The organism is Oerskovia merdavium (assembly GCF_014836755.1).
GTDB classification, from domain to species: domain Bacteria; phylum Actinomycetota; class Actinomycetes; order Actinomycetales; family Cellulomonadaceae; genus Oerskovia; species Oerskovia merdavium.
Genome location: NZ_JACSQF010000001.1, coordinates 275,755 through 290,115, shown reverse-complemented (window position 1 = coordinate 290,115; position 14,361 = coordinate 275,755). Strand labels below are relative to the sequence as shown.

General features: G+C 72.6%; 13 protein-coding genes. 4 read left to right on the top strand and 9 right to left on the bottom strand.

The window, feature by feature from the left end:
* Positions 1-82: 82 nt before the first annotated feature.
* The 4 genes from H9641_RS01115 to H9641_RS01100 form a co-directional block, all read right to left on the bottom strand.
* Complete coding sequence (locus H9641_RS01115) at positions 83-1,279, bottom strand: Glu/Leu/Phe/Val family dehydrogenase (RefSeq protein ID WP_318244325.1); 1,197 nt, start codon at positions 1,277-1,279, stop codon at positions 83-85.
* A 222-nt stretch (positions 1,280-1,501) separates the two neighbouring features.
* Positions 1,502-2,272, bottom strand: coding sequence for an aldo/keto reductase (locus tag H9641_RS01110; RefSeq protein ID WP_191800220.1), 771 nt, complete (start codon positions 2,270-2,272; stop codon positions 1,502-1,504).
* Between the two features lie 80 nt (positions 2,273-2,352).
* On the bottom strand, positions 2,353-2,901 hold the full coding sequence (locus H9641_RS01105; RefSeq protein WP_191800218.1) for a hypothetical protein: 549 nt from the start codon (positions 2,899-2,901) through the stop codon (positions 2,353-2,355).
* A gap of 86 nt (positions 2,902-2,987) precedes the next feature.
* Positions 2,988-3,755: an AraC family transcriptional regulator gene (locus H9641_RS01100; protein ID WP_191800216.1), complete on the bottom strand. Its 768-nt coding sequence runs from the start codon at positions 3,753-3,755 to the stop codon at positions 2,988-2,990.
* A 53-nt stretch (positions 3,756-3,808) separates the two neighbouring features.
* On the opposite strand from H9641_RS01100, the gene H9641_RS01095 reads away from it, so the two are divergent.
* Both H9641_RS01095 and H9641_RS20440 read left to right on the top strand, forming a co-directional pair.
* A complete protein-coding gene (locus H9641_RS01095; protein WP_191800214.1) occupies positions 3,809-7,390 on the top strand; it encodes a proline dehydrogenase family protein in 3,582 nt (1,193 codons plus the stop codon).
* Between the two features lie 267 nt (positions 7,391-7,657).
* Positions 7,658-7,783, top strand: coding sequence for a hypothetical protein (locus tag H9641_RS20440; protein WP_263600569.1), 126 nt, complete (start codon positions 7,658-7,660; stop codon positions 7,781-7,783).
* A 42-nt stretch (positions 7,784-7,825) separates the two neighbouring features.
* On the opposite strand, the gene H9641_RS01090 is transcribed toward H9641_RS20440, so the two are convergent.
* Entirely contained in the window at positions 7,826-8,614 is a 789-nt protein-coding gene (locus H9641_RS01090) for an anaerobic ribonucleoside-triphosphate reductase activating protein (protein WP_191800211.1), read from the bottom strand.
* 325 nt (positions 8,615-8,939) lie between these two features.
* Between H9641_RS01090 and H9641_RS01085 the strand changes: the two genes are divergently transcribed.
* Both H9641_RS01085 and H9641_RS01080 read left to right on the top strand, forming a co-directional pair.
* Entirely contained in the window at positions 8,940-9,158 is a 219-nt protein-coding gene (locus H9641_RS01085) for a helix-turn-helix transcriptional regulator (RefSeq protein WP_191800209.1), read from the top strand.
* Positions 9,159-9,170: 12 nt separating this feature from the next.
* On the top strand, positions 9,171-9,545 hold the full coding sequence (locus tag H9641_RS01080) for an SdpI family protein (protein ID WP_191800207.1): 375 nt from the start codon (positions 9,171-9,173) through the stop codon (positions 9,543-9,545).
* 177 nt (positions 9,546-9,722) lie between these two features.
* On the opposite strand, the gene H9641_RS01075 is transcribed toward H9641_RS01080, so the two are convergent.
* Genes H9641_RS01075 through H9641_RS01060 form a run of 4 tightly spaced genes read right to left on the bottom strand, consistent with a single transcriptional unit; the run spans position 9,723 to position 14,295 of the window.
* The gene (locus H9641_RS01075) at positions 9,723-10,739 is read right to left on the bottom strand and encodes a LacI family DNA-binding transcriptional regulator (protein WP_191800205.1); all 1,017 of its coding nucleotides are present in this window, start codon (positions 10,737-10,739) and stop codon (positions 9,723-9,725) included.
* A 57-nt stretch (positions 10,740-10,796) separates the two neighbouring features.
* Complete coding sequence (locus H9641_RS01070) at positions 10,797-12,248, bottom strand: GH1 family beta-glucosidase (protein WP_191800203.1); 1,452 nt, start codon at positions 12,246-12,248, stop codon at positions 10,797-10,799.
* The gene (locus tag H9641_RS01065; protein WP_068624496.1) at positions 12,245-13,174 is read right to left on the bottom strand and encodes a carbohydrate ABC transporter permease; all 930 of its coding nucleotides are present in this window, start codon (positions 13,172-13,174) and stop codon (positions 12,245-12,247) included. Before H9641_RS01065 ends, H9641_RS01070 begins: the two co-directional genes overlap by 4 nt.
* The gene (locus H9641_RS01060; RefSeq protein ID WP_191800201.1) at positions 13,171-14,295 is read right to left on the bottom strand and encodes a carbohydrate ABC transporter permease; all 1,125 of its coding nucleotides are present in this window, start codon (positions 14,293-14,295) and stop codon (positions 13,171-13,173) included. Before H9641_RS01060 ends, H9641_RS01065 begins: the two co-directional genes overlap by 4 nt.
* Positions 14,296-14,361 lie beyond the last annotated feature (66 nt).

Genomic DNA, 14,361 nt, shown 5'->3' with positions numbered 1-14,361 from the left:
CTGCCGCCAGCCTGCACCCCGACGCGCGAGGGGCGGCCCTCGCCGTGCGAGGACCGCCCCTGCCGGGCGTCGAGCCAGGACCCTACGGGTAGAGCCCTCGGATCTGGTGCGCCTCGGCGGTCCGCTGGATGCCGATGACGAGCGCCGCGTCGCGCAGGCTCATCTCTTCGCGACGGGCCAACGACGAGACCCCCTGGTAGGCCACGTGCATGCGGTGCTCGAGCTTCTCGCCGATCTCCTGCTCGGTCCACCAGTAGGCCTGGTTCGCCTGGACCCACTCGAAGTAGGACACGACGACGCCGCCCGCGTTCGCGAGGATGTCCGGCACCACGGTCACGCCGTTCTTGGCCAGGATCCTGTCGCCCGCGGCGGTCGTCGGTCCGTTCGCGCCCTCGACGACCCAGCGCGCCTTGACGGTGTGCGCGGTCACGTCGTCGAGCACGCCCTCGACCGCGGCCGGGATGAGCACGTCGACGGGCAGCGCGAGCAGCGCGTGGTTGTCGATCGGGTCGGCGTCCTCGAAGCCGACGACCGTCCCGGTCTCGGCGACGTGCCGGAACAGGGCGGCGACGTCGAGCCCGTCGGGGTCGTGGATGCCGCCGTACTGGTCGCTCACCGCGACGACCCGCGCGCCGTGGCCCGCGAGGATCGCGGCGGCGTGCGAGCCCACCTTGCCGAAGCCCTGGACCGCGACCGACGCGTCCGAGAGCTCGAGGCCCGCCTCCGCGAGGGCTGCCCGGGTCGTGTGGACGACGCCCTGCGACGTGGCCGTGGTGCGCCCGAGCGAACCGCCCACGGGGATGGGCTTGCCCGTCACGACGCCCGGGATCGTGTAGCCCCGGTTGACCGAGTAGGTGTCCATGACCCACGCCATGGTCTGCTCGTTGGTGCCCATGTCCGGTGCCATGATGTCCCGCTCGGGGCCGATCACGGGCATGATCTCGCTCGTGTAGCGCCGGGTCACGCGCTCGAGCTCGGCCTGCGAGTACTCGCGCGGGTCGATCGACACGCCGCCCTTGGCCCCGCCGTACGGCAGGTCGACGACGGCGCACTTCCAGGTCATCCACATCGCGAGCGCGCGCACCTCGTCGATGTCGACGCTCGGGTGGTAGCGCAGCCCGCCCTTGCCGGGGCCGCGCGAGACGTTGTGCTGGACGCGGTAGCCGCGGAACAGCACGATGTCCCCGCTGTCGCGTCGGAGCGGGACCGAGACGTTGACCTCGCGGCGCGGGGTCGCGAGCATCTCGTGCAGGCCCGGGTCGTAGCCGAGGATCTCCACCGCGTTCGCGAGCTGGCTGTGGGCCGTCGCGAGGGCCGAGGCCTTCTCAGGGGTGGATGCAGGCTGGGTGGCGCCGCTCGTGGGCGGCGTTGACGTCGTCGTCACTCTTCCTCCGGGTGATGAGGGATTCCTCGCGGTCCCGTGGTGAGGGACCGTGTCCGACCAACGTACCGCCAGGTCGGGGCCCGATTCACGTCGGCTCCCGGACCTGGCCGTGCGCCGTCACCCGAGCGCGTCGATGCTCGCGAGCTCGTCGGGGGTCAGGGAGAAGCCTGTGACGTCGAAGTTCGCCTCGATCCGGGCCGGGGTCACGGACTTGGGGATCACGACGAACCCGTGGTCGAGGTGCCAGCGCACGACGACCTGCGCGGTGCTCACGTCGTGCGCCCGGGCGACCGCCTGCAGGGCGGGCGAGTCGAGGTTCGTGCGCTTGAACGGGCTGTACCCCTCGAGAACCACGCCGCGCTTGGCGTGCTGCTCGACCACCTGCGGGTCGTAGTCGTCGGGCCCCCAGGGGATCTGGTTGACCGCGGGGGTCTCGCCCGTCTGCTCGGACAGGATGTCGAGCTGGTCCACCGAGTAGTTGGACACCCCGACCGATCGCACGAGGCCCACGTTCCGCGCCGCGAGCAGCTCGGCCCACACCCAGGGCGAGGCGTCTCCGGACGGCGGCCAGTGGATGAGCCACAGGTCCAGGTAGTCCGTGCCGAGCAGGCGCAGCGACTGGGCGAGGGTCTCGTGCTCCCGCCCGACGTCGGCGGGACGCAGCTTGGTCGTGAGGAACACGTCCTCGCGCGGGACGCCCGACGCGGCAAGGGCCCGGCCGACCTGCTCCTCGTTGCCGTACATGGTCGCGGTGTCGATGTGCCGGTACCCGACGTCGAGCGCGTGGCGGACCGCGCGGTAGCAGTCGTCGCCCTCGGACTGCCAGGTGCCGAGGCCGAGCAGGGGGATGTCGCCGCCGGGAAGGGCGGCGGTGGGGATCGAGGTCATGGGTCCCAGTCTTGGCACGGCCGGAGCGGGTGCGCGACCGGGAGGCCGGTCGTGACGAGCCGTGCGGTCGTGGAGACCGCTCACTCGTCGTCCAGGACGACGGTCGCCCTCTGGGGGCCGGCGCAGTTGCTGCCGGGGTTCTCGGCCTGCCAGTCCAGCTCGACGACGCGGTCGAGCGCGACGTCTCCCGTCGACGCGTCCACGACAGTGACGACGACCTCCGACGGCGGGGAGAACGCGGTGCCGACCCAGACCGGTCCGGCGACCGCGGGCGGGGACGGCTCGACCGCTGCCTCGACCGAGCCGTCGGACGGCGCGGCGACGGACGGAGCTGCACCACCGGAGAGGGCGGCGATCGGCGGAGCGTCCGGGGCCGGCACGAGCTGCAACGAGCCCGCGCGGACGAGGTCACAGCCCCCGGTGCCCGGCGGGCAGTCGACCGCGACGTCGAAGGCCTCGCGATCGGGCCACGAGTCGGCGAGCCGCACCTCGAGCGTCGAGGCCTGCATGACGAGCGCGCAGGCGCTCCCGTCGTCGCCCACCCCGCACGCCGCCAGGAGGGGGAGCACTGCGGCGCCGAGCACGAACGCGCCCGCAGTGCGTCGGGAACGGCGGTCGTCGTGGCGCACGGGCGCGGGGTCCTCTCGTCGGGGGATGGTCGATCCTGGTCGCCCCGAGGCTAGGCGGCCGGCCGGGGCGCGTCACGCCGACTCGCTCACCGCCGCGCCCGCCGCCGGAACGACGACGGCGTCTCGCCCGTCAGGCGCGCGAAGGTCCGGGTGAACGCGGGCTGGTCGTAGAAGCCCGTGACGACCGCGATCTCGGCGATGGGGGAGTCCGAGTGCGCGAGCATCTCGGCCGCGCGGTCGACCCGGGCACGGAGCACGAGCTGTCGAGGGCTGAGGGAGAACACGCGGCGCACGCGCCGGTCGAGCACCGCGGGCGTGCATCCCGCGAGGGTCGCGAGATCGGCGACCGTGAGCGACTGGCCGAGGCGCTCCTCGATCCCGGCGACGAGCCGTGCCATCGAGTCCATCGAGGCGTCGTCGGCGTCGTCCTCGCGCAGGTCCTGCGAGACCGACACCAACCCGACGAGGCGACCTGCGCCGTCGTGCACCGAGAGCTTGGACGTGAGGAACCAGCCGGGCGTGCCGCCCAGGCGGCGGATGAGCTCGAGCTCGTTGCGCAGCGGGCGCCCCGTGCGCAGGACCTCGGCGTCCTGCTGGTCGTAGCGCTCGGCGAGCTGCGGGACGAACAGGTCCGTGGCGCGCCTGCCCACGACCGCGCGGCGCGAGCGTTCGTTGGTGCGGGCCACGAAGACCCGGTTGACCAGCACGTAGCGGCCCGTGACGTCCTTGGCGCAGAACATGGTCGACGAGAGCTCGTCCATGAGGTCGACCATCGCGGGGCTCAGGGCAGCCAGGAGCGCCTCGCCCTCGGGCCAGGTGCGGGGTGGGGTGGACTTGTCCGGAAGTGCTGCCATGACAGCCCGGATCGTACAAGACGAAGCGTCAGCATCGGAGGCACGCTAGGAGGATGAGCAACGAAGCATCGCCTGCCCCTGCGGGAGCAGCACGTGCGGGGGACCGGTCACGAGCCGGTACCCCCGCGTCCCCGGCCCCCCTCGGCAACCCTGCCGACGTCCTGACGAGCACCTCGACCGGCACCCCGATCGACGCCCTCACCGACGACGCCGCGCGCCTGGCCCGCAGCTGGATCGCGGCGGCGGACGCGGCCTCCGAGGGGGCGAGCGAGCGCAGGACCGCCGAGCGCCTCGGTGCCCTGGTGTCCGACCCCGCGGGTCTCGAGCTCGCGGTGCGCTTCGTCGACAACGTGGCGCGCCCCCAGGACGTCCAGGTCGCCGCGCGCGAGCTGGGCCTGCTGGGTGAGCTCGCGGGCGGGGCCCAGGGGTTCCTCGGCCCCGTCGACACCGCGCTCCTGCGGCTCGGTGCGCGCATGGCACCCCTGCTGCCCAAGGTCGTCGTGCCCGCCGCGCGGATCCGCCTGCGCCAGCTCGTGGGCCACCTCGTGGCCGACGCCGGGCCGGGGCTCGGCAAGCACCTCGCGCGCACGCGTGCCGAGGGCTACGCGCTCAACGTCAACCTCCTCGGGGAGGCCGTGCTCGGCGAGGACGAGGCCCAGGCACGCCTCGCCCGCACCATCGCGCTCGTCGAGCGCCCCGACGTCGACTACGTGTCGGTCAAGGTGTCCTCGGTCGCGTCCCAGCTCGTCACGTGGGACCTCGAGGGCTCGCGCGACCGCGTCGTCGAGCGGCTCCTGCCGCTGTTCCGCGCAGCGCGCGACCACGGGGTGTTCCTCAACCTCGACATGGAGGAGTACCGCGACCTGGCCCTGACGACCGAGGTCTTCCAGACGATCCTCGGGCGCGAGGAGTTCCGCGGCCTGGAGGCCGGGATCGTGCTCCAGGCGTACCTGCCCGACGCGCTGGGTGCGCTCGACGGCCTCACCGCGTTCGCGACCGAGCGCGTCGCGGCGGGCGGAGCCCCCGTCAAGGTGCGCCTCGTCAAGGGCGCGAACCTCGCGATGGAGAAGGTCGAGGCCGAGCTCCACGGCTGGGAGCAGGCGCCCTACCCGACCAAGCCCGACGTCGACGCCAACTACGTGCGCCTCGTCGACCACGCGCTGCGCGCCCCGCGCACCGACGCCGTGCGGATCGGCGTCGCGAGCCACAACCTGTTCCACGTCGCGCTCGCGATCCTCGTCGCGCGGGCACGAGGTGTCAGCCACGCGCTCGACATCGAGATGCTCCAGGGCATGGCGCCGGGCGAGGCGCGGGCCGTGCGGGACGAGGTCGCCCGGGACGGCGGCCGCGTCGTCCTCTACACCCCGGTCGTCGCGCGCGAGGACTTCGACGTCGCGATCTCCTACCTCGTGCGCCGCCTCGAGGAGAACGCGGCCGAGCAGAACTTCCTGCACGCCATGTTCGCGCCCTCGGACCACCCGTCGGACCACTCCTCGGACACCGCGATGGACCGCCAGGAGGCCGCGTACCGCGCCTCGGTCGAGCTCGGCACCCGGTACTCCGACGCGGACGTGACGCCGCGTCGTCAGGCGCGCGACGCCGTCGGGCCGCTCGGTGCGGCGACGCCCGGCGACGCCGTCGCGACCGGGTTCCGCAACGCCTCCGACACCGACCCGGCCGTCGCGGCGAACCGCGCCTGGGCCGCACGGGTCGTCGGGCCCGACTCCGGGTACGTGCCCGCGCAGTCGCCCGAGGTGACCAGCGCGGACGAGGTGGACGACGTCGTCGCGCGTGCGGGGAAGGCCGCCGTGGCCTGGGCGCAGGTGGTCCCCGCGGACCGCGCCCGCGCGCTGCGGGCCGTGGCCGCGCGCCTCGAGGAGGCGCGCACCGCCCTCGTGACCGCGATGGTGCACGAGCCCGGCAAGACCGTCGCCGAGGCGGACCCCGAGGTCAGCGAGGCCGTCGACTTCGCGAGCTACTACGCGCGGTCGGCCGAGGCGCTCGACCAGGTGCCCGGTGCGACGTTCACGCCCGACGGCGTGACGCTCGTGACCCCGCCGTGGAACTTCCCCGTCGCGATCCCCGTGGGCGGGATCGTCGCGGCGCTCGCGGCCGGCTCGGCCGTGGTCGCCAAGCCCGCCCCCGCGACGCCGCGCTGCCTCGAGGTCGCGGTCGACGCGATCCACGCGGGGCTCGCGGACGCCGTGGCGAGCGCGCCCGCGGGCAGCAGCCTGACGGCCGAGGCTGTGCGCGACGTCGTGCAGCTCTCACGCGTGCCCGACGGCGACCTGGGGCGCCATCTCGTGACGCACGAGGGCGTGGCCCGCGTGATCCTCACGGGGGCGATCGAGACGGCGCAGATGTTCGCGTCGTGGCGCCCCGACCTGGACGTGCTCGCCGAGACGTCGGGCAAGAACGCGATCGTCGTGACCCCGTCGGCCGACCTGGACCTCGCGGCGGCCGACGTCGTGCGCTCGGCGTTCGGTCATGCAGGGCAGAAGTGCTCGGCGGCCTCGCTCGTGATCCTCGTGGGCTCGGTCGGCGACCTGCGCACCGAGACCGGTCGCCGGTTCTCGGTGCAGCTCGTGGACGCGGTCCGCTCGCTCGCGGTGGGACCGGCGACCGACGTCTCGACGACCATGGGGCCGCTCACCGGGGTCGCCGAGGGCAAGCTGCTGCGCGCCCTGACGACGCTCGAACCGGGCGAGCAGTGGCTCGTCGCCCCGCGCAGGCTCGACGAGGACGGGCGTCTGTGGACCCCGGGCCTGCGCTCGGGCGTCGCGCCGGGCTCGTTCTTCCACCTCACCGAGGTGTTCGGCCCCGTGCTGGGCATCATGACGGCCACCACGCTCGACGAGGCGATCGAGCTGCAGAACGCGGTCTCGTTCGGCCTCACGGGCGGCATCCACAGCCTCGACGACGCCGAGGTCGACACCTGGCTCGACCGCGTCCAGGTCGGCAACGCCTACGTCAACCGGGTCATCACGGGGGCCATCGTGCAGCGCCAGTCGTTCGGCGGCTGGAAGCGCTCGGCCGTGGGCCCGGGCGCCAAGGCCGGTGGGCCCAACTACGTGGCCGAGCTGGGCACGTGGAGCGACGCGGTCGCCGCGGGCTCCGGGAGCGGGGCGCCCGACGGCGGCCCCGTCCCCGCGCGCGAGGCCTCGCCCGAGGCGTGGCTCGCGTGGGCGCAGGCCGACGACGCCCGCTGGTGGGCGCACGAGCTCGCGGTCGAGCACGACCCGTCAGGGCTGCACGTCGAGTCCAACGTGTTCCGGTACCGGCCGATCGACGTGCTCACGGTCCGGGTCGGCACGGGGGCTGCGCCGGTCGAGGTCGAGCGCGTGCTGTCGGCGGCGCGCACGGCCGGGGTGCCGGTCGTCGGGAGCCGCGCCGACGGCGCCGCTCCCGTGAGCGACGAGGACTTCGCCGCGGCGGTCGCGCGGGGCGAGGTCACGGGCCGCGTGCGTGTGGTGGGCTCGGCGCCGGGCCTGCGCGAGGCTGCGGCCGGCCACGTGGGCGACGTGACGGTGCTCGACCACCCGGTGCTCGCGAGCGGTCGGCGCGAGCTGCTCACGGTCCTGCGCGAGCAGGCGATCAGCCGGACGATGCACCGGTTCGGGCACGTGACCGCCTGACCCCTGGGGAGTGCCGAGCCCGAGGTTCGTCCCGCGACCGCCGCTGGTCGCCGGAGAAACCTCGGGCTCGGCACGGGGAGGTGTCGGTAGGGTGCCCCGCATGGACCTATCGCACGCCGCGCCTCCAAGCGGTGGAACAGGACCGCACGCACGCGCATCGACACCCACGGGTACCCGGCGCGTCATTTCGGGCTCAGCCTGCCGGACGGGGAGGGACGGGACGACGTCGCCGCCCTGTTCGAGCGCGTGGCGGCCGAGGTACGGGCGATGGGACTGAAGGCCGAGGACATCATCTCGATCACCTACGAGGAGATCATCGACGAGGACGGCCACTGGCCGAACTTCGTGGTGACGTTCTCCCCGCGCAAGCACCTCGGGCCGCGGGGGCGCTGAGCGGGCCCGTTCCGCGCGCTCGAGGGCGAGCACGGACGCGGGCTACGTGCGGCGTTCGAGCTGCGGCAGGTCGTCGTCGTGGAGCACGTCGGACAGCCGCATGCCGACCAGCTCCGCGGCGTACCCGGCGTCCGTCCCGAGCGGGTGCGCCTCCTGGAGCACGTGCCCGCGCACGCCCAGGGCGGCGAGCCGCCCGCAGAGCTCGAGGACGTCCCCGCGCGAGTGGACGGTCGGGTCGACGGTCGTGCGGACTTCGTGCTCGACCCCCGAGCGCTGGAGCACCGCGAGCGACCTGTACGCGGCATCGCCCGAGGGGCGCGCACCCGTGACGAGCTCGTAGTCCTCGGGCAGGTGCTTGATGTCGAGGCCCACCCAGTCGACGAGCGGCAGGACGTGCTCGAGCCGCACGGGCCAGGGCCCCGCGGTGTGCAGCCCGACGGCGAGCCCCAGCTCCCGCACGTCGGCGATCGCTGCGGGGAGCGCGGCCTGGAGCGTGGGCTCGCCGCCCGAGAAGACGACCCCGTCGAGACGGTCCCGCTGTCGCTCGAGGAACGCGACGACGTCGGGCCAGGCGATGGGCCCTTCGCTGTCCGCCGGGGCGACCGGAGCGAGGTCCCTGGAGTGGCAGTAGGTGCAGCGCCAGGGGCAGCCCTGCAGGAACACGGTCGCGACGAGGCGACCCGGCCAGTCGACGGTCGAGAGCGAGGTCATGCCTGCGACCGCCAGCGGCGCGAGGGTGCGGCTCCGGTCCGAGCCCGTGCCGTGTCCTGCGGTCGGCGACGCGTTCGGGCGGCCGGAGGGACCCGGGGGAGTGCTCGCGAGGGCTGTCATGACAGGTCCTTCCGTCCGTGGATGGGTGTCGGGAAGCCCTCCCGGGCGCGCACGGGTCGGCGTCGACGCGACGTCCCTCGACGGTACGCGGGTGTGACGCGCGACTCGCCGAGAGGTCTTGTGAGAACTTTCACAAGACAGATGCGTCGAGGCTCCGTACGACGCTCGCCCTTGTCCTCATGTCAAGTGTTCTTTACTCTGAACACATGACGCGCCGAACCGTCCGGACCGTCGCCGCGCACGGCGTCGTGAACGTCGTGCCGGGTGCGGCGCTCGGCGTCGCGCCGCGCCCCCGTGGGCACACGACGCGGCTGGTCGCGGCCTGATGGAGAACCACGTGCGCGCCCGCCGTGCGGCTCTCGGGCTGACGCAGGCCGAGCTCGCCGAGCGGCTCGGGGTCTCGCGCCAGACCGTCATCTCGATCGAGCGTGGCCGGTTCGACCCCAGCCTCCCGCTCGCGTTCCGCCTGTCCGCTCTCCTCGGCGCGCCGATCGAGGAGCTGTTCGTCCCCTCGCACCACGACGTCCGCGTCGACCCCCTCTAGGAAGAGGCCCTCGTGCTCGCAGTCTGGATCCTCGTCGCGGTCGCTCTCCTCGTCGTGTGGCTCACCTGGCTCGGGGCCACCGACCGCATGACGCGCAACGGTCTGATCGGGATCAGGACGCCCGCGACGCAGCGCAGCGACGCGGGGTGGATCGCGGGGCACCGGGCGGCGCTCCGGGTCGTGGTCCCGGGCGGGGTGGTCGTCGCCGCGGTCGCGCTCGTGGTGACGGTCCTGGAGCCCGACGGCGCCACGGACGCCGCGTTCTTCGCCGTCGCGGGTGCGTTGCTCGTCGAGGTGGTCGTCGCTGCCGTGGTCGCCGAGGTCGCGGCCCGTGGCGTGGGCGCGGACCTGGGGGACGAGCGCGCCGACCAGTGGGACGTCGACTGATGCTGCGGTCCAAGGGGTCGGTGATGCTCGCCGACCCCTGCTGAAGAGTGGCGCCCGACCGCTCACGTCACCGCGGAGGCCGGGGCGCTCTGAGGCCGAGATGCGGCCGACGGGGGTCGAATCGCTGACGAGACCCCCGTTGGCCGCATCTCGCGCACCGTCGGTGGGATCCCGCTGTCAGTCCGACGCCCCGCGGATGAGCACGGGGGAGAAGATGCGGGCCGACTCCTTCACGGGCTGGCCCGCGATGAGGTCGAGCAGCATGCCGGTCGCGGCCTTGACCATCTCCACCACGGGGTTCTGGACCGTGGTCAGCGCGGGGCTCGTGGTCGCGGCGACCCCCAGGTTGTCGAACCCGACCACCGCGACGTCGCCCGGCACGGACCTGCCCTGGGCGCGCAGGACGCGCAGCGCGCCCTCGGCCATGAGGTCCGACGCGGCAAAGACCGCGTCGATGTCCGGGTGGCGCTCGAGGAGCTCCTCCATGGCCGCCGCCCCGCCTGCCGCGGCGAAGTCCCCGTAGGCGATCGCGTCGTCGGGCAGGCCCGCCGAGCCCAGGGCTGCACGCCATCCGGTGAGACGGTCCACCGCGGCGGTCATGTCCTGCGGTCCGGCGATCGTCGCGATGCGGCGGTAGCCGCCGTCGATCAGGCGCCGGGTCGCGATGCGCCCTCCCTCGACGTTGTCGACGTCGACGTAGACCAGGTCGTCCATCGCGGTGAAGGGGCGCCCGACGAACACCGCGGGCAGCGGCGAGGCGAGCACGGCGCCCTCGAGGTCGTCCTCGCGGTGGTGCGAGGTGATGATCGCGCCGTCGACGTGCCCGCTGCGCAGGTAGCGCACGATCCGGCCGGCGTGCTCGTCGGGCCGCGCGATGAGCAGCACGAGCTGAAGGTCCGTGGGGGCGAGAGCCGCGCTGACGCCACGGAGCGTCCCCGAGAGGAACGGGTCCGTGAGGATGCGCTCGTCCGGCTCGGGCACGACGAGCGCGATCGAGTCGGTCCGTCGCGTCACGAGCGAGCGGGCCGCGCGGTTCGGGGTGTACCCGAGCTGGAGGACCGCGGCGTCGACGGCGGCCTGCGCCTCGGGAGAGACGCGCAGGCCCCCGTTGATCGCACGGGACGCCGTCGAGCGGGACACGCCGGCCGTCTGGGCGACCTCGTCCAGGGTCGGCGCGGAACTCAAGGTGCTCATGGTCTCAGTATCCTGCCAGGCCACGATGAGAGAACTGCCACGATCGGCGTCGACGCCCTAGGAGCGCGCGGGGACGGCGTTGTCGGCCGCCACCTGGGCGAACCACCGACCGCTGGCCTTGACGGTGCGCTCCTGGGTCTCGTAGTCGACCCGGACGACCCCGAACCGCTTCGAGTAGCCCCACGACCACTCGAAGTTGTCCAGGAGCGACCACGCGAAGTAGCCGCGCACGTCGGCGCCGTCGACGATCGCGTCCTTGACGGCCCGCAGGTGGGCGTCGAAGAACTCGAGGCGGTTCTGGTCGTCGACCGACCCGTCGGCCTCCACGACGTCGTCGTAGGCGCAGCCGTTCTCGGTGATGTAGAGCGGCACGCCTGCGGGACCCGTGTAGTCCGCCTGCAGGCGGTTCAGCAGGCGGGTCAGGCCCTCGGGCTGGATCTCCCAGTTCTGGTCGGTGACGGGCAGCCCGCGCGGGTGGTTGAACACGCTGTCGGCCGCCGGGTAGGGGCTCGACGTCTTGCGCTCGACCGGGGCGTCGCCCACGAGCTCGGTGCTCGCGGGACGCGAGGAGACGAGCTCACCGTGGTAGTAGTTCACCCCGAGCGCGTCGATGGGCGACGAGATGATCGCCAGGTCGCCGTCCTGGATGTGGTCCGCGAAGCCGTACTGCTCGACGTCCGCGAGGACGTCGGCCGGGTACTCGCCCTTGATGACGGGGTCCAGGAAGATGCGGTTGAACTGACCGTCGATGCGGCGGGCCGCGTCGACGTCGCCCGCGTCGTCGGGGTCGACCGGGTCGGCGACCGTGAAGTTGAGCGTGATCCCGAGGTTCGCCTCGGGGGCCCGCTCACGCAGCGCCTGGACCGCGAGGCCGTGGCCGAGCAGCAGGTGGTGCGCTGCGGCGAGACCGTCGGGTCGGCTCTGGCGCCCGGGCGCGTGGATGCCGCCCGTGTACCCGAGGAACGCCGAGCACCAGGGCTCGTTGAGGGTCGTCCAGACCCCGACCCGGTCGCCGAGGGCCTCGTGCATCGTCACGGCGTAGTCGGCGAACCGGTAGGCCGTGTCGCGGTTGGTCCACCCGCCCTGGTCCTCGATCGCCTGCGGGAGGTCCCAGTGGTACAGCGTGATCCACGGCAGGAGGTCCTTGGTGAGGAGCTCGTCGACGAGGCGCGAGTAGAAGTCGAGCCCCTTCTGGTTGACCGCTCCGCCGCCGGGCTGCACGCGCGCCCACGAGGACGAGAACCGGTACGTGTCCAGGTTCAGGTCGGCCAGGAGCGCGACGTCCTCGCGGTAGCGGTGGTAGTGGTCGCACGCGACCTCGCCGTCGTCGCTGCCCAGGACGGCGCCCGGGATCCGGCAGAACGTGTCCCAGACGGAGTCCTCGCGGCCGTCGGTGTGCGCGGCCCCCTCGATCTGGAACGCGGCGGTGGCGGCGCCCCAGAGGAATCCCTCGGGGAACTCGACGCGCCCCGTGGTGCCCAGGGTGCGGGGTGTGATGATCTCGGTCATCCCTTGACAGCTCCTTGCATGATGCCGGCGACCAGCTGGCGACCGGTGAAGATGAACAGCACGATCAGCGGCAGGGTCACGAGGAACACCCCTGCCATGACGAGCGAGTAGTCCACGAAGTAGTTCGCCTGGAGAGAGCGCACCACGAGCGGCAACGTCGGGTTCTCCTGGTTCAACACGATGGACGGCCAGAAGAAGTTCGTCCACTGCTGGACGAACGTGAACAGCCCGAGCATCGCGGCGGCGGGTCGTGCCGCGGGCAGCGCGATCGACCAGAAGGTCCGGAACATCGACGCTCCGTCGACGCGAGCGGCCTCGATGAGCTCGTACGGCAGCGACTCGGACAGGTACTGGGTCATCCAGAACACGCCGAACGCCGTGACGAGCGCGGGCACGATCACGGCCTGCAGCTTGCCGATCCAGCCCAGGTCCGACATGAGGATGAACATGGGGATCACGCCGAGCTGGGTCGGCACGGCCATGGTCGCGATGACGAAGACGAGCAGGGGACCCCGGCCGCGGAAGCGGAGCTTGGCGAACGAGTAGCCCGCGAGCGTCGAGAACAGCACCACGGACAGCGAGGTGATGACCGCGATGATGACCGAGTTCGTGAACGCCTTCCAGAAGTTGATCGCGCTCGAGCCGACCACCTCGGCGAACTGGGTGAACAGGCTCATGTCCGGCAGGAGCTGCGGCAGCGCGCTCTTGGAGATCTCCTCGGGGGTCGAGGAGCCCAGGATGAGCGTGAAGTACAGCGGGAAGACGGAGACCAGCAGCACGAGGCCGAGGACCGTGTAGGTGATCCAGCCCGGGCGGCGGGTGTAGCCGCCCGTGCCCTTGCGGACGGGGCGACGGTTGGGGCGGCGGGCCGCGGCACGAGCGGCGCCGGCGCCGGCGGTCTGCGCGACGACGGGGATCGAGCTCATCGCTTGTTCCGTTCGTTCGGAGCGCCCGTGGGCGCGCTGCTGCTGCGGGCGGGGGCACCGCTGGGTCGGCCGGAGGCGTTCTGCGCGCGGACGGCCGCGGCGGCGGCCTTGCGTCGGGCGCGCTGGACCCCGCGGGGGACCTTCTTGCTGGGGCCCGACGTCGAGATGCTCCGTGTGATCGCGAAGTTCACCAGGCCGATGAGCAGGATGACGATGAACAGGATCCAGGCGATCGCGGCCGCACGGCCGAAGTTCTTCTGGTTGCCCCACGCGACGTCGTAGAGGTAGAGCACCGTCGTCATCCACTGCCGGTCGGCGCCGCCGAGGCCCTGGGCGTCGAACGCACGGACCTCGTCGAAGATCTGCAGGCCGCCGATGGTCGAGGTGATGATGACGAAGATGATCGTGGCGCGGATCTGCGGGACGGTCACGGAGAAGAACTGACGGAACCGGCCGGCGCCGTCGATGATCGCGGCCTCGTAGAGCTCGCGCGGGACGGCCTGCATCGCGGCCAGGAAGATCAGCGCGTTGTAGCCGGTCCAGCGGAAGTTGACCATCGAGGCGATCGCGACGTGGCTCGCGAGCGTGTCGGCGTGCCAACGGATGGGGTCGATCCCGAACGTGCCGAGCAGACCGTTGATGAGGCCGTACTGGTCGGCGAAGAGGCGCCCGAAGATGAGGCTGACCGCGATGGGTGCCACGACGTAGGGCAGCAGGACACCCATGCGCCAGAACGTCGCGGCGCGCAGGTTCTGGTCGAGCAGGGCGGCGATGATGATCGCGCAGATCACCTGCGGGACCGAGGACAGCAGGAAGATCGAGAAGGTGTTGCGCAGCGACTTCCAGAAGGTGGGCTGCGCGAGCACGTCGGTGAAGTTCTGCAGGCCGACGAAGTCTCCCTGTCCGCCCAGCAGGTTCCACTCGTGGACCGACACGAACGCCGTGTAGATCAGCGGGAACAGCCCGGTGATGGCGAAGAGGATGAAGAACGGGGAGATGTAGAGGTAGGGGGAGAGCTTGACGTCCCAGCGGCCGAGCCGTTGGGAGAAGCCGACGCGGCGCGAGGGGCGCGGCGGTTCGCCGAGGCCCTGGGTGGGCTGGGTGGGAGAGAGGACGGTCATCTGACTTTCCTGTGCTGGGTCGAGCTGGGACGCGGTGCCCGACGGCGGGCTGGGGCGTGGGAGCGC

Bases quoted from the DNA above. Each gene is read 5' to 3' on its own strand.
- H9641_RS01100 (WP_191800216.1), bottom strand. From the start codon at position 3,755: ATGGCAGCACTTCCGGACAAGTCCACCCCACCCCGCACCTGGCCCGAG.
- H9641_RS01095 (WP_191800214.1), top strand. From the start codon at position 3,809: ATGAGCAACGAAGCATCGCCTGCCCCTGCGGGAGCAGCACGTGCGGGG.
- H9641_RS01110 (WP_191800220.1), bottom strand. From the start codon at position 2,272: ATGACCTCGATCCCCACCGCCGCCCTTCCCGGCGGCGACATCCCCCTG.
- H9641_RS01090 (WP_191800211.1), bottom strand. From the start codon at position 8,614: ATGACAGCCCTCGCGAGCACTCCCCCGGGTCCCTCCGGCCGCCCGAAC.
- H9641_RS01070 (WP_191800203.1), bottom strand. From the start codon at position 12,248: ATGACCGAGATCATCACACCCCGCACCCTGGGCACCACGGGGCGCGTC.
- H9641_RS01085 (WP_191800209.1), top strand. From the start codon at position 8,940: ATGGAGAACCACGTGCGCGCCCGCCGTGCGGCTCTCGGGCTGACGCAG.
- H9641_RS01075 (WP_191800205.1), bottom strand. From the start codon at position 10,739: ATGAGCACCTTGAGTTCCGCGCCGACCCTGGACGAGGTCGCCCAGACG.
- H9641_RS01065 (WP_068624496.1), bottom strand. From the start codon at position 13,174: ATGAGCTCGATCCCCGTCGTCGCGCAGACCGCCGGCGCCGGCGCCGCT.
- H9641_RS01060 (WP_191800201.1), bottom strand. From the start codon at position 14,295: ATGACCGTCCTCTCTCCCACCCAGCCCACCCAGGGCCTCGGCGAACCG.
- H9641_RS20440 (WP_263600569.1), top strand. From the start codon at position 7,658: ATGGGACTGAAGGCCGAGGACATCATCTCGATCACCTACGAGGAGATC.